This window comes from Cupriavidus necator N-1, assembly GCF_000219215.1.
GTDB lineage: Bacteria > Pseudomonadota > Gammaproteobacteria > Burkholderiales > Burkholderiaceae > Cupriavidus > Cupriavidus necator.
The window spans coordinates 1-26,434 of sequence record NC_015724.1; the positions used below are offsets into that span (position 1 = coordinate 1).

The 26,434-nt window shown below is 64.1% G+C and carries 19 protein-coding genes and 1 pseudogene; 7 read left to right on the top strand and 13 right to left on the bottom strand.

Annotated features, from left to right (window positions below):
• Positions 1–100: 100 nt before the first annotated feature.
• Positions 101–1,297: a ParA family protein gene (locus CNE_RS36715; protein WP_013954103.1), complete on the top strand. Its 1,197-nt coding sequence runs from the start codon at positions 101–103 to the stop codon at positions 1,295–1,297.
• Positions 1,298–2,284: a ParB/RepB/Spo0J family partition protein gene (locus tag CNE_RS36720; RefSeq protein WP_013954104.1), complete on the top strand. Its 987-nt coding sequence runs from the start codon at positions 1,298–1,300 to the stop codon at positions 2,282–2,284.
• 604 nt (positions 2,285–2,888) lie between these two features.
• Here CNE_RS36720 and CNE_RS41650 read toward each other — a convergent pair.
• Positions 2,889–3,044: a hypothetical protein gene (locus CNE_RS41650; RefSeq protein WP_158310056.1), complete on the bottom strand. Its 156-nt coding sequence runs from the start codon at positions 3,042–3,044 to the stop codon at positions 2,889–2,891.
• Between the two features lie 2,018 nt (positions 3,045–5,062).
• Positions 5,063–6,916, bottom strand: coding sequence for a phage integrase family protein (locus tag CNE_RS36725; protein WP_013954106.1), 1,854 nt, complete (start codon positions 6,914–6,916; stop codon positions 5,063–5,065).
• Positions 6,917–7,802: 886 nt separating this feature from the next.
• Between CNE_RS36725 and CNE_RS36730 the strand changes: the two genes are divergently transcribed.
• The 4 genes and pseudogenes from CNE_RS36730 to CNE_RS36745 form a co-directional block, all read left to right on the top strand.
• Positions 7,803–9,020: a Fic family protein gene (locus tag CNE_RS36730; RefSeq protein WP_013954107.1), complete on the top strand. Its 1,218-nt coding sequence runs from the start codon at positions 7,803–7,805 to the stop codon at positions 9,018–9,020.
• A 205-nt stretch (positions 9,021–9,225) separates the two neighbouring features.
• Complete coding sequence (locus CNE_RS36735; protein ID WP_013954108.1) at positions 9,226–10,050, top strand: DUF1186 domain-containing protein; 825 nt, start codon at positions 9,226–9,228, stop codon at positions 10,048–10,050.
• Positions 10,051–10,329: 279 nt separating this feature from the next.
• The gene (locus CNE_RS36740) at positions 10,330–11,475 is read left to right on the top strand and encodes a GGDEF domain-containing protein (protein ID WP_013954109.1); all 1,146 of its coding nucleotides are present in this window, start codon (positions 10,330–10,332) and stop codon (positions 11,473–11,475) included.
• A 311-nt stretch (positions 11,476–11,786) separates the two neighbouring features.
• Positions 11,787–13,136, top strand: a pseudogene (locus CNE_RS36745) (ISL3 family transposase); the annotation flags it as partial.
• A 367-nt stretch (positions 13,137–13,503) separates the two neighbouring features.
• On the opposite strand, the gene CNE_RS36750 reads toward CNE_RS36745, so the two are convergent.
• The 10 genes from CNE_RS36750 to CNE_RS36795 all read right to left on the bottom strand — a co-directional run bounded on the left by CNE_RS36750 (position 13,504) and on the right by CNE_RS36795 (position 23,820).
• The gene (locus CNE_RS36750) at positions 13,504–14,601 is read right to left on the bottom strand and encodes a porin (protein WP_013954111.1); all 1,098 of its coding nucleotides are present in this window, start codon (positions 14,599–14,601) and stop codon (positions 13,504–13,506) included.
• Between the two features lie 234 nt (positions 14,602–14,835).
• Positions 14,836–15,711 (bottom strand): intradiol ring-cleavage dioxygenase, encoded by an 876-nt coding sequence (locus CNE_RS36755; RefSeq protein ID WP_013954112.1) that lies wholly within the window; start codon positions 15,709–15,711, stop codon positions 14,836–14,838.
• 15 nt (positions 15,712–15,726) lie between these two features.
• Positions 15,727–17,097 (bottom strand): amidohydrolase family protein, encoded by a 1,371-nt coding sequence (locus CNE_RS36760; protein ID WP_013954113.1) that lies wholly within the window; start codon positions 17,095–17,097, stop codon positions 15,727–15,729.
• Positions 17,098–17,200: 103 nt separating this feature from the next.
• Entirely contained in the window at positions 17,201–18,892 is a 1,692-nt protein-coding gene (locus tag CNE_RS36765; protein ID WP_013954114.1) for a GMC family oxidoreductase, read from the bottom strand.
• Positions 18,889–19,791: an NAD(P)-dependent oxidoreductase gene (locus tag CNE_RS36770; protein WP_013954115.1), complete on the bottom strand. Its 903-nt coding sequence runs from the start codon at positions 19,789–19,791 to the stop codon at positions 18,889–18,891. The genes CNE_RS36765 and CNE_RS36770 overlap by 4 nt, the downstream gene beginning before the upstream one ends.
• Positions 19,788–20,888, bottom strand: coding sequence for a maleylacetate reductase (locus CNE_RS36775; RefSeq protein WP_013954116.1), 1,101 nt, complete (start codon positions 20,886–20,888; stop codon positions 19,788–19,790). Before CNE_RS36775 ends, CNE_RS36770 begins: the two co-directional genes overlap by 4 nt.
• On the bottom strand, positions 20,885–21,184 hold the full coding sequence (locus CNE_RS36780; RefSeq protein WP_013954117.1) for a YciI family protein: 300 nt from the start codon (positions 21,182–21,184) through the stop codon (positions 20,885–20,887). Before CNE_RS36780 ends, CNE_RS36775 begins: the two co-directional genes overlap by 4 nt.
• A gap of 13 nt (positions 21,185–21,197) precedes the next feature.
• Complete coding sequence (locus CNE_RS36785) at positions 21,198–21,530, bottom strand: YciI family protein (RefSeq protein ID WP_013954118.1); 333 nt, start codon at positions 21,528–21,530, stop codon at positions 21,198–21,200.
• Complete coding sequence (locus CNE_RS36790; protein ID WP_013954119.1) at positions 21,527–22,315, bottom strand: citryl-CoA lyase; 789 nt, start codon at positions 22,313–22,315, stop codon at positions 21,527–21,529. The genes CNE_RS36785 and CNE_RS36790 overlap by 4 nt, the downstream gene beginning before the upstream one ends.
• On the bottom strand, positions 22,312–23,820 hold the full coding sequence (locus CNE_RS36795; RefSeq protein WP_041229371.1) for a class I adenylate-forming enzyme family protein: 1,509 nt from the start codon (positions 23,818–23,820) through the stop codon (positions 22,312–22,314). Before CNE_RS36795 ends, CNE_RS36790 begins: the two co-directional genes overlap by 4 nt.
• A gap of 115 nt (positions 23,821–23,935) precedes the next feature.
• On the opposite strand from CNE_RS36795, the gene CNE_RS36800 reads away from it, so the two are divergent.
• Positions 23,936–24,673, top strand: coding sequence for a GntR family transcriptional regulator (locus tag CNE_RS36800; RefSeq protein ID WP_041229372.1), 738 nt, complete (start codon positions 23,936–23,938; stop codon positions 24,671–24,673).
• Positions 24,674–24,752: 79 nt separating this feature from the next.
• Here the strand turns inward: CNE_RS36800 and CNE_RS36805 are convergent, their stop codons facing one another.
• The gene (locus CNE_RS36805; RefSeq protein WP_013954122.1) at positions 24,753–26,195 is read right to left on the bottom strand and encodes an alginate export family protein; all 1,443 of its coding nucleotides are present in this window, start codon (positions 26,193–26,195) and stop codon (positions 24,753–24,755) included.
• Positions 26,196–26,434: the final 239 nt, after the last annotated feature.

Below are 26,434 nucleotides of genomic sequence, written 5' to 3' on the forward strand. Positions count from 1 at the left end.
GGACGTCACTTTTTCGCCAAAAGTGCTTACAAGTGCGTGAAGTTTTCCCGGTGGTCGCGTATTCTACGTTTCATCCCGAATTTCACATGGAACGTTGAATATGGTGGTGAAGAGCGAATTAACCGAGATTGACCGGACTGTCACGATTGGTTCAATGAGTGACTTTTCGAAGAAGCTTCAAAAGCTAACTGAGGAACTTCGCGAACATATCCTGGCACCTCGCCCTCGGAAGAGTCCGCCCACGTTCACCTCCAGCCAGGTCGCCGAGATGTGTGGCATTGACCGCGCGCGGCTTCATTATCTTGCAACGAAAGACGGAAGCACACTTCCAGCGGGTGAGCTTCATGGGCGCGTACGCCAATTTACGCTTGCTGAGACTCGGAAGTGGGTTCAACAAGCTTCGCAGGTGAAGCCGTCCCCGCTGCTAAGAAAAGGCGAAGCGGACGGTCGCGTTCTTATTTCTGCCAACTTCAAGGGTGGTAGCTGCAAGACAACTTCGAGTATGTGCCTGGCGCAGGGGCTGAGTTTGCGCGGCCGCAAGGTGCTGCTGGTTGACCTGGACCCGCAAGCATCACTGACCGAATTGTGCGGCCTGTATGCCGAGAAGATGATTGTCGAGGAAAGCACCGTTCTGCCGTACATCTACAGCCCTGACGACTTTACGCTCGAGAGTGTCATTCAGGAGACGTATTGGGACGGGGTTGATGTCATCCCTGCGCATCCATCTTTGTTCTCTGCCGAGTTTCATATCCCGGCAATGGCAAGCAAGTCGGCGAATTATCGCTTCTGGACCTTGTTACGTAAGGGCTTGGAGCCTCTCCGAAAGAAATACGACTATATCGTGCTGGATTCGGCGCCTTCGCTATCCTACCTAACCATCAACGGCCTGATGGCTGCGGACGCCATGGTGATGCCTTTGGTGCCGGAAAGTCTCGACTTCATTAGCTCGGTATCTTTCTGGAGTCTGTTCTCCGATATGGCGGACAGCTTCAAGAACATCGAAGGAAACAAAACCTACGACTTCGTGAGCATTCTGCTTTCAAAGGTTGACTATGGCGTGGCGTCTTCGGCTCCGATCGTTCGCTCCTGGGTACAACGAGCCTATGGCGATTGGATGAGCCCGATTGAAGTGCCGGCGAGCTCCGTGATGAGTAACGGGGCTCTCGCGCTTGCGACGGTGTTCGACATTAGTAAGTTCGAGGGCAGCAACAAGACATTCCAGCGTGTGCGGATTCCGTTCGACGAATATTGCCGTTGGGTCGATGAGTTTTACGCCGGAAAGTGGGAGGACGCGTAAATGAATATGCGCAAGCGCATGCTGGAGCAAACCGCAAATTTGACTCCTGCTAATGAAATCAAAGTGGAAGTCGCCCCCCAAGTTGCAGACCGTCCGAAGACTGCGCCAGGGATGATGGCGGCCTTGAGCGCGGCACAGCTTCGGATTCAGGAATTGGAGTCCCAAGGGGCTGCAAGCACGGTTCCGGTTGAGAAGATTCGGCCGAATCCCTGGCAGCCGCGGATAAGGTTTGACGAAAGCAGCCTCACTGAGCTTGCCGATAGCATTAAGGAACTGGGCCTAATGCAGCCCATTCTGGTTCGACGATTCACAGCGGACAACGGAGAGTCGTACTACGAGCTTATTGCCGGGGAACGTCGTTGGCGCGCTCACCAGGTGTTGGGTCTGCCTGAAATCAAGGCGCTCGTCTCGGATGCGTCTGATGCAGATATGGCCGTGCTTGCTTTGGCCGAGAACGTCAGCCGTGAAAACCTCACCGACTACGAGATTGGCAAGGCGATGCGCCGTGTGGAGAAGGAATTTCCCGACAGGAAGCGGATGGCCGAATCCATGGGGATGAGCCGGAGCACACTCTATCGGTATTTTGCCTTCGACAATCTACCCGAATTCATCCGTGTAGATCTGGAGAAGAACCCCTCGCTTTTTAGTGGTACTGCGGCAAGTGACACCTACGCCGTGCTCAAGAAGCATGGCGAGCCAGCTGTGACAGTGGCTCGCGAGGTCTGGAAGCAACTTGTAGATGGTAGCCTTGAGCAGTCTAAGTTCGCCAAGCTGCTGGAGGCGTCACTACTCCGCCGTGAAGCGACGCCTGTAACTTCGCAGCGTGACATTCATAAGGTCTATGCCGGTAAGACTCAAGCCGGCAGCATCACAAAGGACTCCGTGAGCTTTACCATAAAGCTCAAGAGTGCAGTCCTGACTGCGGCTCAAGAGGAACGGATACGGACGGTTATCAATGAACTTTTCGACGGTGGACCGCAACGCTAGCCGTCGTCGTCCCCAGATCAGTCGAACCCCTCACCGAGGGGTTTTTTTGTGTTCCGAGTCGGAACACGGTCTCGTTCTTGCACAGACGCGGTCTGAATTTCCCCGTGGCCCCGGTTAGGAGCGGATGTGTCGCAATCGGTGCAATATGGTCCAGACGGTCGGCCAGGCAATGGTGTTCCGACTCGGAACACAACATCATCATGAACGGCACATCAATAGATGTCGATGGGGCGCATACGATCCGGAAGTACGAAGCGGAGTGGGGCCCGTGCTTTGCGATTGGATCTGCATAATAGGCCACTTGGTGCAACGATGTCGGCCAACGCGGTACCTGAGTCCGCTCGTTAGTTGGAGCCGGAGCCCTGCCCCCCGAACTGCGAGCCCGAATGGTGACACCCGGGAATGCCCAAATAGACAGCGCTGCTGCCGATGCTGTTGCCGCGGCCAGAGCCTCCTGCAAGTGCTCTACCCCCGGCCGGGCCGGACTCAATGTTCATGAGGATCCGTCGTGGGCCTGGCGCTCGCGGACCACGAAATGACTAGCGTTTGCAGCGCGAGCCAGTCGCCTAGCAGGCCGACTGGCTCGCGCTGCAAACGGCCGTGCCTATGCGGTCATAGAAGCCTCCTGGGTGTACTGGAAGCGGTTGCTGCGCATCATGAGGCCAACTTGCAGTTGATGTTTGACCAGCAGAGCCGTAACGTGCTCGGGCACATAACCGACGTGGACAATGCGATGTGGATTGTCGATCTGAGCGCCCATGGCTTGAATCGGTAGAGCTTCTCGCCGGCGGCAAGCATTCAGGAACTGCCCGCGTACCCCAAGCAACTCGTGCCTGAGATCTCCCACTGTACCGCGACGGCCTGCCGCTCTGGTCAAAGGCAATGCCAGAAGGAAGAGCGCCGAATTGCGTGAGGCTCTGCGCGAACGTATTAATGACCCCCAGTGCACGACCCGCACGCTGCATCTGGAAGTCATTGAGCCTTGGAGCACACGTTCGCCGAACTCTTATGCCATTGTGGGAAAAGGGCTGTCACCGATCCTGAGCGCGCTGGCCTCCTGACACCCCCCGGGGTAAGCAATTTGCCCGCTCAGTTCTAGTTGGCGCAGATCGGCATCGGACCGCCGCAATATCAACTGGCCATCTGATTCTTCAAATGATCCCCGGCTGCCAAATGTTGCCTACAGGAGATGCCCTAGATGATTAACGCTTCCTCGTAGGTCCGCTGAAAGGTTTCGTGTTCCGAGTCGGAACACGAAACTTAAGGTTCTAAAGCAGCATCACCCGACAAAGGCGGGTCGTGCCGGTGTCCTGGATCTGACTTGAATCGCAGCTGAGTTAGTGAAGAATATCTGGCGTCCCGCCGGAATCGTGGGCGAGCGCGTCCTGGGCGTAGAAGGAGCTCGCCCACAGGAGCATGTGTGCCGGCAGGGCTGCACAACGACAACAGCTTTACGGCGCAAGATTGCACTATTACGGCGCGCTAACGACTGGGACACCAACCAGCCGCCGGAAGAGTGTGACCCTATTAAGGGCGCCGAGGCTTGAGTTCATCGCGCGACATGCTTGGCGCCTCAGCGTCCAAAAGCCGGAGCGGGGACGTAGCGCCTTGTCTATTGCCCATCTCGAATGCCCTCACTTCGACCAGCGGGTCCGCGACAGATGCCCATGGACTATTCCCAGGTATCACACGCCGATGGCCACTCCAACACTGAGCTCTTGACCCGGATAGTGCGCTTCGAAAACCGGAGAGACAGCGGCCCTTCGACCGCAGCGAAATACGCACAAACCTCGACTTGGCCCAGTCCGTGCGACTGCGACCAGAATGCCCTTGTAGTCCTCGTGGCAGTGAGCGCGTCCGCTACTCGCGCGGGCTGCCACCTAGAGACTGAACGACCGTAGCGATCGGTACAAATGACACCGTGACAATGACGCGCGAGGCTGGGAGTGGCGAGAACATTCTCCGGGTACCCATGCAGGCGCACCCTGCGCGGTCTGAGTGGCCGCGAGCAACCACCGCGCAAACGCACGTGCCAGAGCTGGCGCAAGCTGGTGCTATCGAACGATGCCATCGGTGGTCACACCTCTCAATGAGTTCCATCAGGTCACCAAGGGCGTGCATGCCCGCGGCCCTCGTAGCGTCTCCGTTAGAGACATGCCCGGCGGGAACCGGCGACACCATGGCGCCTTAGCCTAAGGCAAGGTCACAACGTTTGTACGAATCCCGGTTGCAAGGCCTCTGTAGGACCCACGCGCTGACCTGTCTAGCGCCGGCCTCTGCCGCAAACGGACAATTGACGGTGACTTTGCTTGGCTCGGAGCACCTGAACCGGACAATATTGGTTACCTTACGAGAGGCCGCCTGCAGCGCTGCGTACAATTTCGTGACCTAACCATAGCGAGAAAGGGCAATGGCGGCAGGCTGCAAGGCCCTTTACGCTCATCGCAGTCAAAATGGACGTTCGTACAATTTTGGTGACCATATCTTTGGCTCAGGATTGCCGTTCGGCCAATATTGGTGACTTTAGCCATCCCGACTTCCCCCGCGAAGCCGCATTCGGATGACGGAGGGCTGCAGGGCTGAGTGCGCGAGAGCGAAGAAGAGCGTTTCGGGAGGAGGGCTTGGAATGGCAGCAGTCCGTTCACTAGGTAGTGGACGGGCAGTCGCCGCTGCAGCGGGCAATCTCGCGCACGAGTTGCATCCGGGTACGCGTCAGATTGCCCAGTTTCTAATTCGCCACGCCACCGAAGCCGCGAGGTTAAGAGGCCGGGGCCGTAGCTAGGTGGGGTCGGGATAGAGCTTCGCCACGGCGGCGAGGCCCCGTGCGCGCTCCGCGCGGACATACAGCGACGTTGTTTGCAGCGAGGCGTGTCCCAATAGCCGTTGCAGGACATCCGCGGGCATCTCATTGGCCACCGCATGCGTGGCAAACGTATGGCGTAGCGCATGGGGTGTGAGGTGACGCAGCAGGTCCCGCTCGGCCTCGGACAGCGGCAGCGAGGCATCGCCGGCGATGCGCCGTAGCATCGTCGTCAGCAACTGGTACAGTCCATCTGGCGAGAAGCCCATGCCGGTCAGGACCGGATCACCGGTCTCCAGGCTGAGGTGCTTGGCTTGGGCCGTGCGCGTGGACGGCACCACCACCGGGGAGAGCAGCGCCAGCGCCTGAGCGGCGTTCTCGAAATCGTGGCTCCGGTCGGCCCAGTGCGCACGCAATGCCGCAATGACCCGTGGCGGCAAGAACACGGTGCGCCACTTGTCGCGCTTACCCAGGAGCGCCAGTTCCCACAGGCCGGCCGGCACGCCAGCCTGCTCCGGGACCGGCTGGAGGTGGCAGCGCAGTGTGCGAGCGGCCTCCTCGCGGCGGGCCCCGCTGCACCCCAGCAGCAGCACCACCGCGCGCGCCAGGCGATACTGCGCCCCGGGCGCCTCGGTGTCCTTCGCGGTCAGCGGTGCGGACACCGGCACCGACGGCCACTTGCCACAGAGTTGGTCCAGGAGGCCCTCCGGCTGCGTGAGCGCCGCCCACAGCCGCCCGGGCAACGCCTTCTCGACCGCGATCGGCACTTCGCGCCGGACCGTCAGGGGATCGGAAACCAGCAACCAGGGGTTGCCGCCCAGGTAGCGTACGCCCACCAGCCAGGCAAAAAACCCCCGCAGCACCAGTACCGCGTAGCGTTGGGATTCCGGCTTCAGGGCGCTCGCGAAGGGGCGCCAGCGCGCCGAAGTGCGTGCTGTCTTTGGGCCGATCCAGGCCGGGTCTGGCTGCGCCAGGAACTCCTTGTAGTGCTCGCAATCGTCGGCGCCCACGCTGGACAGCGCCATGCGACGCACGCCGACGCACCAGAGGAGGAAGCGCTCCAGTTCCTTTTGGTAGGCGCGGGCCGTCTTGTCCCGGTCCCGGAACCGGGACAGGTAGGCGTGGATCGCGTCTAGGTCATGGCGCGCCGCAATGAGGCAAAAGCCGGGCGCCCGGTTGCGGCCACGATGACCGTCGAGCGCTGGGACGATCCGTTGGACCTGCTCCAGGGGTACCAGCTGGCAGGCGAGATCCTGGCCCAATTCGACCCAGCCCGTCCGGGGCGTGTCGTCGACCTGGAGCGGTCCCAGCGTGGCCGCATGGCCCTGTAGCCAACGCTCGATCGCGCGGGCCTTGCCGGCCCCGAGCCGCGGCACAGGCACATACCAGCGCCGGCCGCGCAGCGCGATATAGCCGTGCAGTTGCACCAGCGTCTGGATGCCCTCTTGCCGTAGCGGCCGGAACACGATCGGACGCAGCCAGGCCGACACAGGATCGTCGGGTTGCGGCGCCGAGAAATCCTGGTCGGCGGCGCGCACCAGGTAGTCGATGGCAGTCTTGGGCCAGCGATTGAAACGGCGGGCGTCCGCCAGGCTCGCCGAGAGATACGGATTGCTGAGGCAGACGCGCTCGACCAGATGGTCGCGCATGGCATCGAGTCGGGCCTCCAGCTGCTCCGACGTCTCGATCCCGGCGGCGTGCAGCGCGTCTTCGTCATAGACGCGCGAAAGGATATGCTCGGTCGGGATCCGGTTGAGGCGGAAGCGTAGTGCGGTGAAGTCGGCCCGGGTGTAACGCGGGGTGTCGGCAGCGACGCGGTTGTGTTGGGCCATGGTAGGTTGAGATCGAACTGCTCCCCATCTTACCTGATAATATTCAATCCCCAAAAGTGGAAGGTGGGCCGAACCACCGTTGCCGGACAGGGCAGGGCGCATGCGCGCGCGGCATGGAAAGCGTCGCAGGCGTGGCAGCGCCGCCATTTTCGGCTACACTGCTTGGGTCGAGGCGCGCCCCCGGCACGCCACTGAAAGCAGCGGCCACGCCGCTCCCGCCGGCCTCCTGGCGCCGGTTCCGGCACCTCCGCCGGTCCCCGATATCCCCAAGTGTAGCCCGAGAAACCCGGTAAATCCGGTAAAAATTTAAACCTGATAATGTCGCTTATCAGGTAAGAAAAGTAATGTGCCCTCGTGTACTCTTTACGCCACTTTCCGCTCGCATACCTGAAGTTGTAACCGCTTGCACCTCATGTTGTAGCGGTTCACGGCTATGACGGCTTGGTCAGGCAACCTCGAACTGGGCAATAGCGAAAAAAAAGGCGAACCAATATCACAGGATAGCTGCTCGGGGCGTTTCGCCCACGCCCTGACTTCGCCCAAGGAGGGCACGCCCCGCCAGCCAGCCCCGCGCCGCCCGTTCAGCCGTCGGGAGCCCGGCGCCGGCCTTGCCGGCTCGGACTCAATCTAAGTAAAATTTAAGGCGAATATTTTATTAGCGTGCGGCGCTAGTTAAGTCGCCCTTACCTAGGCGAAGCCTGCCCCGTCCTGCGAAGAGGCATCGGCCCGAGATCGGGCCGCCACGGGTCGACCGGCCTTCGACACCATTTTCCGCGCCACCGGGGAAGGCGTCTTGCGGTCTTGGCGCCAGCCTCTAAGTAAAATTAGCGGCCAGCATGTTATTAACACACGTCGCTCGTTAAGCGACCTTGACTAGCGAAGCCCCATGCCCGCCGACGACACCGCCCTGGCCCCCGAACCGCCGAACCCAAGAATCGGCCGCTACGTCTCGACCGTGGCCTTCGACGAGACGGTGCACGCCTACGTCCCGCCGCCGCTGCCGCCGGAGCCCCCACTGACGCTCGCGCCGCCACTGCTGCAGCGACTGAGTGAGGCGGACCGGGCCATCGGCCGTCTCGATGGCGTGGCGATGCTGCTGCCGGACAAGGCGTTGTTCCTCTACATGTATGTCCGCAAGGAAGCGGTGTTGTCATCGCAGATCGAGGGAACGCAATCGACGCTCGATGATCTGCTGCAGTATGAGAACGCGGCGCCGGCCGGCAAACCGCTCGACGACATCACCGAGGTCTCGAACTACGTCGATGCGATGATGTACGGGCTTGGCGTCCTGCGCGATCCGAACGGGCTGCCGCTGTGCCTGCGTTTGCTTCGGGACATGCATGCGCGCCTGCTGCAGAAAGGCCGAGGAGAAGCCAAGAATCCCGGCGAGTTCCGACGCTCGCAAAACTGGCTCGGCGGGACCCGGCCGGGGAATGCCCATTACGTGCCGCCCCCGGTCAACGAGATGCAGACCTGCCTCAGCGATCTCGAACGCTTCCTGCAGGACGACTCCGCCCAGATCCCGCCGCTCATCAAGGCCGGATTTCTGCACGTGCAGTTCGAATCGATCCATCCGTTTCTGGATGGCAATGGCCGCCTCGGCCGGCTGCTGATCGCCCTGTTCCTGGTGGAAAAGAAGGTCCTCCAAGAACCACTGTTGTACCTCAGCCTCTACCTGAAGACGCACCGTGCGCAGTACTATCGCCTGCTGCAAGACGTCCGGCTGCGTGGAGACTGGGAAGTCTGGACAGAATTCTTTCTCACCGGCGTCGCCGAAACCGCCAACAACGCCCATGAAAGTGCGATGCGGATCGTAGCCCTGTTCCAGGCCGACAGAGAACGTATTTCGGCGAGCGGCGAACAGATCAATTCCATGCTGCGGCTCCACGAACTGCTCCGGACCCACCCATTCCTCAACGCCGCACAAGCGCAGCAGCAGACAGGACTCAGCGCCCCGACCGTCAACAAAGCCTTCGAGTCACTGGAGAAGCTGGCGATCGTGAAGGAAATCACCGGGAAGCAACGCGGGCGGGTGTTCGCTTATACGGACTTCCTTAGCATTCTGGACAGCGGCACGGAGGTACAGGCACCGCCACGGCAATGATCGCCCAAGCAAACCGCCGGGACCACAACCGAAGGGCGCCAAATCTTCAAGGCCTTTTGCCCTTGTGCCATGTCGCCATCAGTCGGCGGCCAAGCAGCGAAGCGCACTGCACAGCGGTGTCGAAGTTGCTGCCATTCGCGGGCGCGGGGCGCCATCGCTTCTTGACGGGGTGGTCGAACCAGCCCCACCTAGTGATCCTACGCCAATGAACCCCTCATATTCCTACCCTGTCAGCCGGCTTCTTACCCTGGGCCAATCCTTCGAGGAGGTAAACGGGGCACCCGAAACGTGGAAGGGATATGCAAAGCTCGGCGTTGACAACCGCCACATCCCTGAGTTGATTGCCGTCGTCGCTGATGAAGCGCTACACACTGGATACGGGCCCGTGCCATTCGCCCCCGTGCACGCCTGGAGAATTCTCGGGGCACTCAAGGCGACCGAAGCACTGCCAGCCTTGGTTTCGCTGTTGCGCCGCATTGACGATGACTTTGACGATTGGATCGCCAGTGAGTTGCCGCGCGTCTTCAGCCAGATGGGCGGGCAGTCAGTTGATCTGCTTGCGCCATTCGCAGCGGACGGACGTAACGGGAGCTATGCCAGGGGTGGTGCATGCAGGGCAATGGGTGAGGTCGCGTCCGGCCACCCAGAGCAGCGTGGGCGATGCCTGCAGGTACTGATGACCATTCTCCGGTCCTTGGAGGACAACGAGCAGACGCTCAACACGGAGATTGTGTCGGTGCTGCTCGATTTGAACGCGGTGGAGTCCATCGACCTGATCCGGGAGGCATATGCCAAGGATTGTGTCGATCTCGACTGTGTTGGCGATCTGGAGGACGTTGAGATCGCGCTTGGCTTGCGCACCGAACGCTCAACCGCACCCAAGCGAGGAGAATTCTTTCAGCGGCTGCGGGAACTGTCCAATCATCAGGAAGCGACGCGCCCCCGGACCGCTGGGCCAAAGACCGGAAGAAATGACCCCTGCCCATGCGGAAGCGGGAAGAAGTACAAGAAATGCTGCCTGGAGGCGTGACGTGGAGTAAGGATGCGGAAGTTTCAGTGAGTGTCCGGAGTCGGTCGAGGAGATGGAGCGCATCGGCCGCACCGTTGACGCGCCATTGGTCGCGGGCGGCTTGTGTCCGTAGTTTTCCCAATACACTGCCACCTGCGGTGGGATTGCCGATCGCCACGTGCCACGGCTAACCTTGCCGGTTGCACTGCCAGCTTGAACACCCCCTCACATGAGCGCATTTCTTACAGTCTCCCGACCTGTCCCCGGCCACGGTCAATCCTGTATCTTCACGGCTGACCCATGCTAAACCTGGACCTGCGCTCCATGTCGGCGATGACGGGGATGATCAATATCGCCCTGGGCATCATCCTGCTGGCCTTTCGCCGCGCCTATCCTGCCTCCATCAAAGGGTTGCTGCCTTGGGCGCTGGCACCGCTGCTTTGCGCGCTTTCCACCGCCTTCTATGCGATGGACGGACAGTGGCCGGCCGTGCTTGTCTCGCTTGGCGGTAACGCGCTGCTGCTTTCGGGCTGCGCACTATTCTACTTCGGCAGCCAGCGTTTCTACGGGGTGCCCTGCACCTGGAAATGCTGGCTTGCCTTGGGCATTGGCTGCCTGGCAGGCATCAGCTGGTTCCTGCTGGTCCATCCCGACTATCGGATCCGCGTTTTGCTGCTCACCACGCTGCTGGCGGCAATATGCCTGACCCATGCGCGGCTGAGCTGGCAGCACGGTCGGGGTTTTGCGCCGCGCTTCATGGCACTTGTCCTCGCTTTCCAGGGGCTGGTCCTACTAATGCGGGCAGCTACGACGCTTTTCCAGGATGCCGTCGATACCCCGCGGTTTTCCCCTTCGGTTATTCAGACTACGTACATTGCAGCGTATTGCTTCGCGTCGCTGTTTGTCTGCCTTGGCCTGCTTTTGACCGTGAGCGAGCGGTTGCGTGCGCAGTTTGAGTACCTGGCGCAGCGCGATGACCTGACGGGGGTGCTGAGCCGCAGGGCCGTGCTGCACGCAGGTAGTAGTGAGCTGAAGAACCGGCGTGCCAGCGGCCAGCCACTGTCGTTGCTGCTGATGGATATCGACCACTTCAAGCGCATCAACGACCAGCACGGGCATCTGGTGGGTGACCGCGTGCTGGCTCATTTCGCACAAACCGTGGGCCGGGCGCTGCGCCACACGGACTATCTCGGCCGTTTCGGCGGCGAAGAGTTTGTCGTGTTGCTGCCGCATACCGGCGCGGAGGCCGCGTTTGCGGTGGCCGAGCGTGTGCGGCAGGCAGTGGAGCAGCAAACGGCCCTCGCGGGGCAGCCCGCCTGCACGGCAAGCCTGGGGTTGGCCAGCATCGAGGCCGGGGAAGCGACCCTTGACGAATTGCTGGCGCGGGCCGATTTGGCGCTGTATCGCGCCAAGGCTGATGGACGGAACCGTGTGGAGGCAGGCTGAACCGGGGCTCCTCAATTCAGCTGGCGCCCGGTCACTTTCCCGCGGTTACTTGCACGCTGAGGTGAGCTTAGTTGGGGGCTTCGCCGATTTTCGGGGGAAGGGGTGATGCTGGTCTGCTTGGGCGATTCACGTTCTGTGTACAAAGGCTTGTTGCTCCAAAAACGCAATTAATCGCCATAGAACTACAGATGCGAATGCTAGCTCTGGCCGACTGGCGTGAAGTGTAGTAAAGATGGGTCTCCCGCAATTTATGTGACGGGCGCATCGAGGGCTTGATTTCGGGCCGATCTGGCCCCACGTTGATCGTTACCATGAGCCAAGTTCTCGGTGGGATCGATCAAATTCTCGCCCGTGTGGGTAAGCGCGTCGTCTCCAGCGACGCGCGAGGGGAGACCATCACTGTCGAAGCCCGCAGTACGGTTCGCGCGGCACCTTGTCCTGCCTGCCATCGTTGGAGTAATCGACTCCACGGCCGCTATTTGCGCAGGCTGGAAGAACGTCCGATGCTCGAGCAGCCGGTCGTTCTCGCCGTTGAGGTGCGTCGCTTCAAGTGTGCGAACGCCGGCTGTCCCCGTCGTACGTTTGCCGAGAACATCCACGCCTTGGCCGGTCGGCACCAACGTCGTACACAATCGCAGGCTCGGGCGTTGCACGCGCTGGGCCACGCCCTCGGTGGTGAGGCGGCGGCCCGGCTTGCTAACGTCTTGGGCTTGCGCACCAGTGCCGACACCGTGCTGCGGGAGTTGCGAAGAGCTCCTGGGCGCAAGCGCAAACCACGACCGCGGGTCGTCGGCATCGATGACTGGGCGATCGCGCGCGGTCACCAGTACGGAACGATCATCGTCGACCTGGAGCGACGTGAGCCGATCGAAGTGTTCGCCGGCAGGGAAGGAATTGCGGTGGCCGCGTGGATGCGTGCGCACCCATCGATCGAGATCGTCGCTAGGGACCGGGCCGGGGCCTACTCCGAGGCGGTCGACATCGCGCTGCCGGCAGCCACGCAAGTCTCGGATCGCTGGCATCTGCTGAGCAACCTGCGCGACAACGTCGAGAGGCTGCTGTACCGACTCGGGCCGCAAATGCGGCAAGCCGCGCAGCAAGTCGAGGTCGGTGGCGTGACCCTGGGCCGGCAGGGGGTGCTGAGCCGCAACTCACGCCGGTCATGGCAGCGCCTGAGCGATCAGCGACGCGCCACGCGGCTGGCGCTGTACGAGCGGGTGATGGCGCTACGCGCCCAGGGCGGCACGATGAAAGGAATCGCGCGCGAGCTCTCAATCAACAATCGAACCGTGCACAAGTTCGTCACCGCAGGGGCCTTCCCCGAGCGTGCACCCAAGGCGCGGGGTCCGACGCCTTTGGATCCCCATCGCAGCTTTATCGAGGAACGAATCGCCCAGGGCTGTCGCTTTCCTGAACTGATCTGGCAGGAACTCAAGCAGCGGGGCTATACGGGGAGTCGCGCCTCCGTGCAGAGTTGCGTGGTCCGACTTCTCTTTCCACAGGGCAAGGCACCGCTTGTCGAGGTACCCGTGCGCACGATGCCGTGCCCGTCGGCCCGGCGCGTGTTCGGATGGCTGGTCGGATGGAGGAAGCTTGCCGTCGAGGAGCCCAGGAGCGCGGACCACGAGCGCTTCGTGCAGGCGCTGTGCAAGATCGAACCCGCGTCGAAGATCAGCAGTGACAGGATGAGCTTCGGCGGAGCATGCATGTGCCGATTCCTCTGCAGAGGAGATGGCTTGGTCAGGTGGTACGCGGCTACTTTGCGTATCACGCGGTGCCCACGAATTATCGGGCGCTCAGTGCCTTCCGCCACCACGTCACTGGCCTATGGCGACGCACGCTACGGCGACGCAGCCAAAAGGACCGGAAGACGTGGGAGCAGATGAGTCGCTTGGCGGACGCCTGGCTTCCGGAACCTCGAATCCTTCATCCCTGGCCCGAACAGCGCTTTGCCGTCAAGCACCCAAGGTAGGAGCCCGGTGCCAAATGTGGCACGCCCGGATCTGTGCGGCATAGCAACAGAAGACCCTAGAATGAATGCATGACACCGGTGTATACGCCCTGTTGTGTTGCCCCAGGCAGCGGCTTGGTGTCTGGCGTAATTACCACAGAGAACGCGGCATTTCCGCGGTTGATCACTGTGCCGACCGTCGCGTACAACAGCGTGCGCTTGGAGAGGTGGTAGTTCGCGCCGAGCGCAAGCAGCGTGGCGTTGCCGCCGTCCTGGTTTAGGCGGGCGTGGTAGGCGCCGCCCAGGATTGTCAGGGACGGTGCGGCGGACCAGGCGGCGCCGAGCCAGAGCAACTGGTGCTTGTCTGCGGCGGTGGGGTTGTTGGCCGTTGCCACCGTGGCGCCGCCCGAGCGTATCAGGCTGTAGCCGGCAAACAGCTTGACGTCTCCGGCCTGGTAGGCCCCGCCGAGCGCGTATTCGCGCGAAGTGGCATAGAGGTCGGAGAAGCCGCCGTTGGCGTCGCGGATCTCCTCGTAGACGCCCTTCAGCACAAGCGGGCCGCTCTGGTAGCTGACGCTGCCGCTCAGCTGTCGCCCGGCGTTGATGTTCCCTGGCACGCCGCTCAGGCTGCCCTGTGCGCGGAAGGAAAAGCCGCCCCACCGTGGCGAGTTGTACGTGATGGCATTGTTGCGCGGCCCCCAGTTGCGGCCATAGGCGAGGGTGCCAATGCTGGTGAACTGCATGGCGAACGGGTCCACCTCCCACAGTTCGCCGTCGGTCAGCGCCATCGCGCGGCCGAGCCACACGGTGCCGTAGCTGCGGCTGGAAAGTCCGACGACGGCGTAGCGGTTGAAGAAGCTGTCGCCGATGGTGCGGCCGTCGTCGGAGCTGAACATGCTCTCCAGGTTGGCCACGGCGCTCAGGCCCTGGCCGAGGTCTTCCTGCACGCGAATGCCCCACCAGCTGGCGCCCCAGTCACTGCTATAGCGAAAGACATCAGAGGTACGTCCGTTGGCGGTAGCGACCTTGTTGACATAGTCGACGCCGCCGACGACGCGGCCGTACAGGGTCACGCTGCTTTGTGCGCACGCGCTACCGGCCCAGAACAGGACGGTGGCGGCAAGGCTTGCGGGAAGGCGCCCCCGGGCGGGGAACGCAACACAGTGGGAAGACATCTCTGGCTCCAGGCGATGGGAAGACATCGGGCAAAGGAAGACGCGCAGCGCGCCGGCAAGCGGGCACAGAGGTGCCTGCCTCGTGCGCCGGGAGCGAACGCGGATGGGCCTGGCAAGCGCTTCGCTTGGGGAGCAGGCAAGGCGACTCCCTGCCACGCCTTGCGGATGGCAAAGGGATTGCCGCTTACGGGAAAGACTCGGCCGTGCCGGGCACGGGCGTGGAACGGCGAAGGTCTAGCCGGCTGGCATCGTGCGCTCGATCGTGAAGTCGTAGCGCAGCTCCAGGCAGGGGCCGCTGATGCCGTACTCGCGGCTGCTGTTGCTGGCCGTGACCGGCTCGAACTTGCGGACCAGCGATTGCTTCACCGCGAATACCACGTCCGAGTCGAGGTAGGGATCCTCGGCATCGAAGATATGCGTCACCAGCGGCTTGCAGCCCGCGGCGGTGACCTTTACGTGCAGGTGTGCGGGCCGCCACGGGTGACGGCTGGTGGCATTCAAAAGCTCACCGATCGGCCCGTCGGTGGGGATCGGATAGCGCACCGGACGCACCGTGCGCACCAGGAACTCGCCGTCGGCATTGACGCGATACCAGCCGCGCAGGTTGTGCTCGGGCTGCTCCGGGTCCTGGATGTCGTACATGCCGTTGGAATTGGTCTGCCAGACCTCGATTTGCGCATCGGCCACGGGTTCACCCGCCAGATCCAGCACGCGGCCACGCACGAACAGCGGTGCGTCGTCGCACGGTAGCTGCTGGATCGATTCGCCCCATTGCCGCTCGGGCGTGCCGGGCACATAGAAGGGGCCCACCACGGTCGACTCCGTTGCCGCCTGCGCCACGCCTGCGCTGACCATATTGACCAACATGGAGACGCCCACGTTGTCGGAGAGCAGGATCATCTCCTGCCGCTTGTCGTCCGAGATCTGTCCCACCGCCGTCAGGTAGAGAATGCCGCGCAGCCACTCTTCCTCGGTCAGGCGAACGTCGCGCACGAAGGCGTGCAGGTGCCTGATCAGCGATTGCAGGATCTCGCGCAGGCGCGGATCGGGGGTGTCCTGGTAGCGCTGTAGGACCACTTCCGTCAGTTCCGCTTCAGTCATGTTTCGCATGTTGATGTTCCTGATTCAGTGAGAGTAAGGCGCGGGCAGGAAGCGCTCGCCCGGTGCCACGCCGGCCAGCGCGAGCACGTGGTCGCGCGAGCGCTCCAGTTCCCCGATCAGTCGGGGCACGTCGACGTTCACCAGCTTGCCGTGCCGTTTGACGGCCTTGCCGGCGACCCACACCGAGTCCACCAGCCCCGGATGGCCCGCCAACACTACGGCACCGACCGGGTTGTTGAGCGGCGCCATTTCGAGGTTGTCGGCGCGGATCATGGCGATATCGGCGTCCTTGCCGGGCGTGAGCGAGCCGATCCGGTCGGCCATGCCGAGTGCGCGGGCGCCGTTGAGGGTGGCGAAGGCCAGTACGTCGCTGGTGTCGATCGGCAGGCGCTGCACCACCTCGCCGGCCTGATCCGCGTGATGGTGGGCCCAGGCACGCTCGACCAGCAGGACCGTGCGCATGACCTGGAACAGGTGGCCGCTGTTGGAGGTGACGATGTCCACCCCGAGCGTCGGCGCCAGCCCTACGTCGAGCAGGCGGCGCGTGGCGGGCCAGCCGTGCCCCATCTGCAGCTCAATATCGGGCGTCATCGAGGCCCAGGCGCCATGGTCGGCCATGATTCGGAACTCGTCGTCGGCCAGCGAGTTGCAGTGCACGCAGACCACGTCTTCGCCGAGCAGGCCTTGTTCGGCCAGCCAGGCTACCGGGCGGTTCTTGCCCCACGCGCCATCGCCGACGTGCACGGAGATCAGCGCGCCGATGTCGCGCGCGAGCGCCCAGTCGTCAATGGTCACTTTCTCGGTAGCGTACTGTGGGCCGCGCAGCGCCATGCCCATCTGGACCAGGTCGTCGGCACGCGAGAAGTGCTCCTTCTTGACGCGGTAGGCGTCGCGCGAAGTCGGCAGGTTGCTGACCGGCAGCCATTCGGCATTGGAGTTGCCGTAGCACATCACGAAGCGGCCGCCCGAGTCGCGCAGGCCCTGCACGGCGCCGTCGGTGTGGGCGGGCGTGTTCATGTTGTGCGACCAGTCGAGCACGGTAGTGATGCCGGCGTTCAAGGCCTCGCAGGCGCCTGCCAGGTTGGCGGTGTAGATGTCCTCGCCGCGGAAATGCTCGCCGAGCTGGCCGCGCACGCCGGCAAAGTACTGATCCAGCGTCCAGTCGGCGGCGATATTGCGCAGCGTGGTCTGCCACACGTGGCGATGGGTATCGACCATGCCCGGCATCACGATGGTGCCGGTACCGTCGATGATTTCGGCATCGTCGGCCTTGAGGCCGACGCCGACGGCGGCGATCTTCGAGCCTTCGACCAGTACGTCGCCTTTGTCGAGGTTGCCGAGTTTCGGATCGACGGTGATGACGCTGGCATTGCGGATCAGGGTGCGTTTCAACATGGCTTGTCTCCTGTTGTTGTTCCGGTGTGGTGGTTGGATCTAATTATTGCGAACGTTCGAATGTTTAAACATGCGGGGTTACCCTCGACGCTGGTGCTGCCGGCTAGACCAGCAGGCCTTGCGCGATCTTCTCCGCGACCATGATGGTCGGCAGGTGAGTATTGGCGCTCGGAACGGTCGGCATCACCGAGGCATCGGCGACATACAGCCCCTGCATGCCGTGCACGCGACCGTGTGGATCCACCACGGCGAGCGGATCGGATGCCGCGCCCATGCGGCAGGTGCCGCTGACGTGGCCGGTGCCGCTGATGCTGCGGCGGGCGTAGTCAGCCAGGGCATCGTCGCTGCGCAGGACTTCGGCGGCGGGTGTCATCTTCGAAAGCTTTGCGACCATGCGCTGGCCGAATCCCGGCATGGCGTCGATCAGCCGCGCGGCGGCTGCTGCGCGCACGGCGTTGGCGCTGGTGGGCTCGTTGTAGCGCATCAGCCGGCTCAGGTTGCGGGCGTCGGACAGCACGTAGGGCGTGCCACAGATCCCGCCCAGCTCACCGAAGAGCGACGCTGTGAAGCGGAACGCCGACGTGATGCGCGCCAGATCGCGCGGGTCGGAGAGCAGGTCGAACTCGACCACGGTCTGCGCTTGCGGCGCCTGCGCGGACAGCGTTACGGAGCCGCGCGACCAGGGCTTGTTCAGCACCGGGGCCAGCGACGCCATGCGATGCCCGAGCGCATGCCACGACAGCCAGCTGCGGATATACATGCCCATATCACCTGGCGTGCCGCCGTGCTGCGCCGAGGACCAGCGCATGGTGGTGGCGCAGGCGGGGCGCACGCCTCCTGGCTCGCGTCCCGCCCGCGCCAGGAAGGCGACGACGTAGAGGATGGCGTGGTTCTGCAGGTTTCGGCCCACGCCTTTGCGTTCCAGTTGTGGCGCGATGCCCAAGCGGGTCAGTTCATCGCCGGGGCCGATGCCAGCACGCAGCAGCAAGGCCGGTGTGCGCAGCGCCCCGGCGGCCAGCAGCACCCTGCGTGCGCGTATCTGGCGCACTTGGCCTTGCGCGTCGGTGCAGGCCACGCCGGTGCAATGCAGTGCGCCGTCGCGGCGCTCCAGCAGCAGGCGGCTGACGGTGGCGCCGGCCTGCACGGTCAGATTGGACCGAGCCCGCACCGCGGCATCCAGGTAGCAAATGCCGGCCGAGCCGCGCTTGTCGGGATAGCGGCTGATCGGCAGCGTGCCGTAGCCATCGCCGAAGTCTGCATTCATGTCGGCGACGTGGGAGAAGCCGCGCGCAGCGGCCACCTGATGCAGGCGCGCCGATAGCGGCGACCACTGCGCCTGCGGCTCGCGACGGATCGGCACCGGGCCGTCGCAGCCGTGCATGGTGCCGGAGAAATCGTGGTCCGACTCGAGCTTGCGAAAGAAAGGTAGCACGTCATCCCAGCCCCAACCTGCGGCGCCCATCGCCGCCCAGTCGTCATAGTCTTCAGGACGGCCGCGCAGCGCGAACATGCCCATGATCTGCGAGGTGCCGCCCAGCAGCCGCCCCTGCGGGAAGAAGGACGGCGCGGTGCCGTTGGCGCGGCCCCAGTGCACCAGCGTGTCCGGCCACATATAGGCCGGATTGAAGGTGGAAAGTGGGAAGATGCTGCGGATATCGGCTGGCTCGTCGCCGGGCCGGATGTCGCGGCCAGCCTCCAGCAGGAGCACGCGCCGTTGCGGGTCTGCCGACAGCCGGTTGGCCAGCACGGAACCCGCCGCGCCGGCACCCACGATGAGGTCGTCGTAGAAGGTCATCGCGCGTCGCCGGTATCGTCGTCATCCAGAACCGGGCCGGCAGCCGCCAGCATTTCGGCAGTCATCACGCTGGCGATATAGTCCTCGCCGCCGCGGCCATGCGCCAGCGAGATGGCGTTGAGTTGGCTGACGAGCGCAGCCAGCGGCAGCGGCACGTCGGCATCGCTGCCCGCAGCGAGGATCAGCCGCAAGTCCTTGGCCATCTGCGCGCACGAGAACAGCGGACTGAAATCGCGCTGCCGCAACTGCGCCGCCTTGACCTTGAGCAGGGGCGAGGCCAGCGCGCTGGATGCCATCACGTCGAGCAGATCATCCCAGCGGATGCCGCCCTTGCTGCCGAGTGCAAGGGCTTCGGCCATCATCGCCGCCGTGGCGCCCACCATCAGGTTGAGCACCAGTTTCATGCTGCGCGCCTGCTCTTGCTCGCCGACGTAGCGCAGGTTCGGCCCCCACCGCGAAAGCAGGAGCCGGGCTGCCTCGAACGCATCGCGCGGGCCGGACACGATGGTCGTCAGCGCGCGTTCGTGCGCCTGTACCGGCGTGCCTGAGACCGGCGCGCGCAGATAGCTTACGCCGGCCGCTTCTGCGGCGCGCGCGACCGTGGCGGATGCCTGCGGCGATACCGTGCTGGTGTCGACATACAGGACGCCCGGCGCGGTGCCTTCGAACACGGCGGGCGCCACTGTAAGCAACGCGGCATCGTCCGGCAAGGACGAGAACACCGCGTGCGCGTCCCGGGCCGCGTCCGCCGGGTTTTGCGCCCGGGTGGCGCCCAGCGCCTGCGCCTGCTCCCGTGCAATGTTGGCCGGCTCGTACAGGCGGACCGCATGACCCGCCGCCAGCAGGCTTGCCATCATCGGCATGCCCATCTTTCCTGCGCCGATCCAGCCGATATTCATGACAGACTCCCGATGTCGATGCGTGGTGCGCGGCCGTGGAAAGCGTCAGCCAGCAGCATGCGCAGGCGCGCCTGCTCCAGCGGGCGCGGGTTTGGGTAGGCCCGCTCGGCCATCAGCCGGGAGGCGCGGTCCAGGCCGTCTTCCGGCATGCCCAGTGCGCTCAGGGCCGTGGGCAGGTGCAGGCGGTCCAGCAGCGTGAAGACTTCTCCCGGCGCGTCGCCGGCATTCCCGGAACCGCCCAGCGCTGCCGACAGGCTGGCCAACGCCGGTGCGGCCGCCGGCACGTTGTAGGCCAGCGCATGGGGCAGCATCACCGCGTGCATCTCCGCATGCGACAGTCCGAAGCTGCCGCCGAGCACATGACAGGCCTTGTGGTGCAGGCCCATGCCGACATTGGCCAGCACCATCGCGCACAGCCAAGCGCCATACAGGCAGTCGGCACGCAGGCCGGTGTCGCGCGGGGCGTCCCGCAGGGCGGGCAGGGCACGCGAGAGGGCGCCGATGCCTTCTAGTGCCATCAGCCGGACCACGGGGTTGAGGTCTACCGCATAGAGCCCTTCGGCGGCATGCGCGATGGCATTCATGCCGCTGGCGAGACTGACCGGCAGCGGTAGGTCCAACGTCAGCTCGGGGTCGTAGATGACCGTCCTTGGCAACACGGCGGGATTTTTGCCCGTGGTCTTGGCGCCGTCCTGGGTCGTGCCATACAAGGGCGTGACTTCGCTGCCGGCATAGGTAGTGGGAATGGCGAGCAGCGGCAGCCCGCTTTCAAGCGCCAGCATCTTGCCGAGCCCGGTGGTCGAGCCGCCGCCGATCGTGACGAAGCCGTCCGCGCCCAGTTGCGTGGCAACGGCCTGTGCTTCGCGCACGACGCTGACAGGAACGTGCATCTGCGCGCCGTCATGCACGCCGACAGCAAGCTCGCGCAGTTGCTCGCGCACGGATTCGGCCGGGCCGCGTTGCTCCGGCGTGGACAGGACCAGCACGCGCTTGCAGCCAATGCGCCTCACTTCCTCCGCTACATCGCGAACGGCGCCGGCCCCGAACACCACACGGCCGGCAAACTGGCTGTAGACGAAGCTCCGCATGCCGCTCATTGTGGCGCTCCCGCGCGGTCGTCGACACGCTTGTAGAAGGCGTGGATATCAACCGACTCCCAGATGCCCAACGACCAGAACGGATCGTTGCGGTTGAAGGCTTCCACTTCGGCGCGGCTGTCGGCCTCGACCAGGAAGAAGCTGCCGGTCATATTGGTGCCGGCATCGTCCGTCAGCGGCCCTGAGATGAGGGTGCGGATTGGATGGGCGGCAAGGTACTCGCGATGCTTGTCGACGTTCGCGGTGCGCGTCGGCAGCATGCTCGGCTTGTCGACGGCGTAGATGATCCAGTGCATGATGATAGGCCTTTCAGACGGGGTTGAGGGAAGGGGTCGGACCGTTCGGGTTGCCGAAGGTCCAGTCCCAGCGGCGGATGTCCACGCTGGCGAAGAGGCCGGCGCTGAAATAGGGATCGGCGTGGCTGAAGGCGACCACGTCTTCATGCGAGGCGGCGGCGACAATCAGCAGCGAGCCATTCATGACGGTGCTCTCGCCCGCGAGCGAGGCACCGCTGGCGACCACCGTCACGCGCTCGTGCCCGCCACGCAGCCAGTCACGGTGGCGCGCGCGCGTCGCCACCCGCAGCGCAAGCGAATCGGGCTTGTCGGTGCCGATCACCATGAAGTACATAGGCGTGCTCATGCGCCTTCCTCCTGCGCGCTGAACGGGATGGCGCGGTCCACCAGATTCCAGATGAAGCGGCCGCTTGGTGTTTCTTGTTCTTCCAGCAGGTGAGCGACCAGGCCGGCCGTGCGCGAGAGCAGGGCAAAACCGCGCATCGCGCCGACAGGCACGCCGATGTCCCCGAGGATCGCGGCCACTGCGCCGGTGGCATTGATGGTCAGATGGCGCCCGCGCGCCTCGTCCAGTGCTGCGGCTAGCCTGCGCAGCGCAGCGGTGTGCCGGCCGGCCACGCCGTGCCGCTCGGCCAACGCGAGCAGGGCGATGGCGCGCGGGTCGTCCGGTTTGTGCAGGTGATGGCCGAAGCCGGGGCAGGTGCGCTTTTCGCTGACCAACCGCTGCGCCAGCGTGCGCGCCGCGGTGTCGGCCGCATCCGGCTGACCGGCGTCGGCGATCACGGCCAGCATGCGGGCGCACTCTTCCATGGTGCCGATGAAAGCGCTGCCGACGCCGAGCAGGCCCGCCGCGACGCCGGCCTGCAGGCTTTCCGGCGAGCTCATGTAGATCAGGCGGGCGGAGATGGCACTGGGCGTCATGCCGTGTTCCATCAGCACGATCAGTATGGCCTCGACCAGCGCGAGCTGGCCGGGCGCGAGTTCGTGGCCGAGGATATGCCGGCACGCGGTGGCGACAAAGGGCTGCTTGCCTAGGAGGTCGTCCACCAGGTTTTGGTCGCGATACCAGATCGCCTCGGCGTTGTGGCGGCACAGGGCCGACGTAGGGTTGTCGCGGTTGGCCTGACTCATGCCTTGCTCCCGGTCTGCGTGGCCGCCTGCTGATGGATGCGGCGGACGACTTCGTCTTTCAAGGTCTTGCCCACCGGGCTCTTGGGCAGGGTGTCGAAAATGTGCACTACCTTGGGCGCTTTGACAGCGCCGATCTCTCGTTTGACGAAGCCGATCAGCTCTTCTGGCGACACGCTCGCACCCGGCCGCAACTGCACCGCGGCATGCACCGCCTCGCCCCATTTGTCGTCGGCAATGCCGACCACGGCGCTCTCGTAGATTGCCGCGTGCCGCCCGATGGCTTCTTCCACGTCGGACGGATAGACGTTGAACCCGCCGGAAATGATCACTTCCCGCACGCGCGACTTGATGAACAGAAAGCCACGTTCATCAAAGGCCCCGACATCGCCGGTATGCAGCCAGCCATCGACGATGGTGGTCGCGGTCTGTTCGGACATGCGCCAGTAGCCGGTCATCAGCAGGTCGCCGCGAGCGACGATTTCGCCCTCCTGGCCTGGCCCGAGCAGGGTGCCGTCCTTGCCCATGATGGCCACCAGCGTGTTCATGCTCGGCCGGCCGACCGAGCCGAGGTTGCGCGGGTCTGCTAGCTGGTCGGGGCGCATGCAGGTGAGTACCGTGGGCGCCTCGGTCTGGCCGTAGGTGGTGGCCACCACGTTGCCGAACACGCGCTGCGTCTCCTGGATGCGTGCCGGCGGCATCGGCGCCGCGCCGTAAATCAGCAGCCGCAGGCTCGACACGTCGCGGGGCGCGCGGGTTTGCTCAGCGCACAGCGCATAGATTGCAGTAGGCGGCAGGAAGAGCGAGGTCACGCCGGCTTGTGCGGTCCAGTCCAGCAGTGTGGGCGCCGAGGTATCGGGGGGAAACACCAGGCCGCCGCCGGAGCCGAGGACGGCCAGCACATAGGTGGAGGCGCCGTGCGTCAGCGGCGCGCTGACCAGGAAGCGGTCATCGGCATGAAAGTCGAACTCGTGCCACTGGGTCAGCACGGTGGTGTTCCAAGCCCGCATCGGTTGCATCACGCCTTTGGGCACGCCGGTGGTGCCGCCAGTGAACTTGATGGCCTGGGTGGCATCGAGGCCAAGGTTCAGGGCGGGACGGGCGCTGCCGGCGTGCTCGCGGATGACCTTTTCGATGTCTTCGAGCGGGGCCATGTGGCCGCTCACGCCAGGCAGTCGTTCGCGCATGGCGGCGTCCAGCACGACGATGGACGGCTCGGTGAACGCCAGGATCCGCTCCAGCTCGGGCGTGCCGTTGCGCGGATTGAGCGGCACCCATACCTTGCCCGCCGCAATGGCGGCCAGCAGCGCCACCAGGTGGTCGACGCTGTTGGCGGCGCCGATCGCCAGGCGCGAGCCGGGCTCGGGGTCGATCCTGGCAAAGGCTGCGGCAAGGCTGCCGACGCGCGCGGCCAGTTCGGCGAAGGTCAGGTCGGCCGCCGGCGAGCGCACGGCAATCCGCGCGGGGTAGCGGTCGGCGGCCCGCCAAAAGAAGTCTATCGGATACATGGGTTCCTTTTCCGTCGAACGTCCAAACATTCGAATGTTGTGAAGTATAGCGAGACTTTGTATCATGTCAAACATTCGAATGATTCTCCGGGCCCCAAGCCGGTCAATGCCGCCTATGTCGCAATTCCTGCAGGCCCCTCAACCCCAGTACCTGGCTGTCGCCAATGAACTCATGGAGGACATCCTCGCCGGGCGGCTGGCGGTGGGTGACCACCTGCCGCCCGAGCCCGAACTCGTCAGGAAGTACAAGCTGAGCCGCTACGGCGTGCGGCTCGCCATCAAGGCACTGATCGACCTGGGGCTGGTGTCGCGTCAGCAGGGCATCGGCACGCGCGTGCTGAGCAACCAGACCCGGGCGCGCTACAACCAGACCATTGCCGGGCTGGACGACATTGCCCGCTACGCGCAGGAAACCAACTTCCGCATCTTGTCCAAGGGTCTGCTGTCGTCAGATGAGGCCCGCGTGCCGCTAGTGTCGGCAGGCGCGGAGAAATGGCTGCATATCGCCGGGCTGCGAACCACGCAGGGCCGGGGCCTGCCGATCTCGCTGGCCGATATCTACGTAAGCCCGAAGTACGCCCGCCTGCCGAAGCTTGGCGCCACGCTGAACGTACCGGTGCATGCCCTGATCGAACGGCAGTACGGCGTGCGCGTGACACGCGTGGACCAGGACATCCAGGGCGCGCTGGTCAGCAAGGACGAGGCCCGCTTGCTGGACGTCGATCCCGGCGCTGCGGCGCTGCGCATTGTCCGCACCTACTACGTCGCAGAAGAAGTGATTGAGGTGACGCTGAGCGTGCATCCTTCCGAACGCTACAGCTACAAGCAGACTTTCGAGCTGGAAGGCCGGTAGGGCGGGGCAGACAAAGCCGGGGAGGTAGGGCGCCGGCAAGAAGGGCTGAGTGCGGTTCGGGGGCATCTGTGGGCCGTCGTCAGAACGTGTAGGCCGCCGAGACGTACGTGAAGAGGGTGTTGTGCCCGCCGACCGCACTGAGTACCTTGGCAACGTCGACATGTACCAGGCCGGCATTGATTGCGATATGGCGATCCACCTGCCAGAAAACGTCGAAGGCGAGCTGGCTGCCCGTGTATCCCCCCGGGCGTCCGGCGGTGCCGGCAATGGGAATGGCCGCGGCGGTGTACACCGCATCGCGCGTGGTTTCCCGCCAGATCAGGTCCCACGAGATGGTAAACCTGAGCTGTGCCATGGGCTTCAGCGTGATCGATGGCTGCAGGTCGAGCACGTTCGAGGCGCCCAGCAGGCCAGCCTGGTTGAAATAGGCCAGCTTGGGGAACAGCCCGCCATAGGTGCCCAGCTTGCCATCATTGGCATCATGGTCGCCGCTGCCGACGGTGGCTTTGATGCCGGTGCGCAATTTCCAGTCGGAGATAGCGAACGTATAGCCCGTGTCGGTGGAAAAGCCCCACGCCCGCAATGTCTGCTGGCCAAAGCTGCCGAATTGCGCAAGTGCTTCCCAGTCCCAGTCCCATTGTCCGCCAGTGCCAAAGATACGCGTGCCTACCGAATGACGCCGCTCCACGCCAGAGCCGATGCTGTACAGGGCGCGGCTGTTCTCGAAGCCAAGGTAGTAGAGATCGGCGCCGGACGCGGGAATGAAGGTCCGGGGAAACGTGGCGTAGACACCCCAGAAGCCCTGCGCATGGTTGGGCTGGTCGTCGAAGTTGCCAGCCTTCAGCAAAACCGGCCGGGTGGCAAAGGCGTCGATCCGCATATCACTGGCGGCGCCGCCAAGGCGGACGCCGTCAAAAGCACGACGGACGTTGGGCGCGTCGCGGACCGAGATCAGCCGCTGCGACCCGAACGCCATTTCCTGGCGGCCCACGCGCAAGTTTGGGTCAGACGGCACATCGGCGCTTATTGGCACGCGCCAGTCGATGAAGCCTTGCTGGAGGTCAAGGCGGTCTTCATACGGCGGAGCCGCGATATCCTTCCCGGGCGCCAGGTGGTCGCCCAACTGGAAAAAGCCGCGCAGACGGTCGCCGGCGTGCAGGTCGGCGTGGAGCAGGATGCGGTGCAATAGATAGCTGTCGGCGGTCCTACCCGGTACGCCGAAGTTCGCGGCGGAGTAGTCTTCGAAACGCTCGCGGATTTCGCCGCCAAGGCTCAGGAATGCGCCGTGCGCACCGAGCGGGATGTATTTGACGGGATCCCACGGGTCGCTGCGCCGCGCCGGATCCTGCAGGTATCGATAGTCATCGTCATAGCGAAGGAACCTGTAGGCAGGCGTTTCCGCGGTGGGCGGCGACAATGCTTGGGCAAGCGCGCCGCAGGACGCGGCGGCGAGCGCAAGGCCGAATGCCGGGCACGCCGGCAGGCGACCTGCCACCCATGGGCCTCGCAGAATCGTCTTCATTCTTGTCGATGCGCGCGCAGCGCGGCTCAGTGTTGGCGACAGCTGGCGGGTTCGCGTGCCGGATCCGCCTGGCGGCGATCCGTGACGGCTCCCTGTGCTCAACTATAGTGCCAGATCGCGCTTTCCAGCCGCGCACTAACAATGCGCGGCGATGCCCGGCATGTAGCCCCGGACCCGCCCTGCTGTAAAGCCGGCAGCGAGCGCCGCACGCCCGCATAGGACTGGCGTGCGGCGCTTAC

What these genes read in the sequence shown, in the direction of transcription:
- CNE_RS36785 (WP_013954118.1), bottom strand. Translation starts at nt 21,530, where the DNA reads ATGAGCACGCCTATGTACTTCATGGTGATCGGCACCGACAAGCCCGAT.
- CNE_RS36720 (WP_013954104.1), top strand. Translation starts at nt 1,298, where the DNA reads ATGAATATGCGCAAGCGCATGCTGGAGCAAACCGCAAATTTGACTCCT.
- CNE_RS36780 (WP_013954117.1), bottom strand. Translation starts at nt 21,184, where the DNA reads ATGCACTGGATCATCTACGCCGTCGACAAGCCGAGCATGCTGCCGACG.
- CNE_RS36750 (WP_013954111.1), bottom strand. Translation starts at nt 14,601, where the DNA reads ATGTCTTCCCACTGTGTTGCGTTCCCCGCCCGGGGGCGCCTTCCCGCA.
- CNE_RS36790 (WP_013954119.1), bottom strand. Translation starts at nt 22,315, where the DNA reads ATGAGTCAGGCCAACCGCGACAACCCTACGTCGGCCCTGTGCCGCCAC.
- CNE_RS36740 (WP_013954109.1), top strand. Translation starts at nt 10,330, where the DNA reads ATGCTAAACCTGGACCTGCGCTCCATGTCGGCGATGACGGGGATGATC.
- CNE_RS36795 (WP_041229371.1), bottom strand. Translation starts at nt 23,820, where the DNA reads ATGTATCCGATAGACTTCTTTTGGCGGGCCGCCGACCGCTACCCCGCG.
- CNE_RS36715 (WP_013954103.1), top strand. Translation starts at nt 101, where the DNA reads ATGGTGGTGAAGAGCGAATTAACCGAGATTGACCGGACTGTCACGATT.
- CNE_RS36805 (WP_013954122.1), bottom strand. Translation starts at nt 26,195, where the DNA reads ATGAAGACGATTCTGCGAGGCCCATGGGTGGCAGGTCGCCTGCCGGCG.
- CNE_RS36770 (WP_013954115.1), bottom strand. Translation starts at nt 19,791, where the DNA reads ATGAATATCGGCTGGATCGGCGCAGGAAAGATGGGCATGCCGATGATG.
- CNE_RS36735 (WP_013954108.1), top strand. Translation starts at nt 9,226, where the DNA reads ATGAACCCCTCATATTCCTACCCTGTCAGCCGGCTTCTTACCCTGGGC.
- CNE_RS36775 (WP_013954116.1), bottom strand. Translation starts at nt 20,888, where the DNA reads ATGAGCGGCATGCGGAGCTTCGTCTACAGCCAGTTTGCCGGCCGTGTG.
- CNE_RS36725 (WP_013954106.1), bottom strand. Translation starts at nt 6,916, where the DNA reads ATGGCCCAACACAACCGCGTCGCTGCCGACACCCCGCGTTACACCCGG.
- CNE_RS36730 (WP_013954107.1), top strand. Translation starts at nt 7,803, where the DNA reads ATGCCCGCCGACGACACCGCCCTGGCCCCCGAACCGCCGAACCCAAGA.
- CNE_RS41650 (WP_158310056.1), bottom strand. Translation starts at nt 3,044, where the DNA reads ATGGGCGCTCAGATCGACAATCCACATCGCATTGTCCACGTCGGTTAT.
- CNE_RS36765 (WP_013954114.1), bottom strand. Translation starts at nt 18,892, where the DNA reads ATGACCTTCTACGACGACCTCATCGTGGGTGCCGGCGCGGCGGGTTCC.
- CNE_RS36755 (WP_013954112.1), bottom strand. Translation starts at nt 15,711, where the DNA reads ATGCGAAACATGACTGAAGCGGAACTGACGGAAGTGGTCCTACAGCGC.
- CNE_RS36800 (WP_041229372.1), top strand. Translation starts at nt 23,936, where the DNA reads ATGTCGCAATTCCTGCAGGCCCCTCAACCCCAGTACCTGGCTGTCGCC.
- CNE_RS36760 (WP_013954113.1), bottom strand. Translation starts at nt 17,097, where the DNA reads ATGTTGAAACGCACCCTGATCCGCAATGCCAGCGTCATCACCGTCGAT.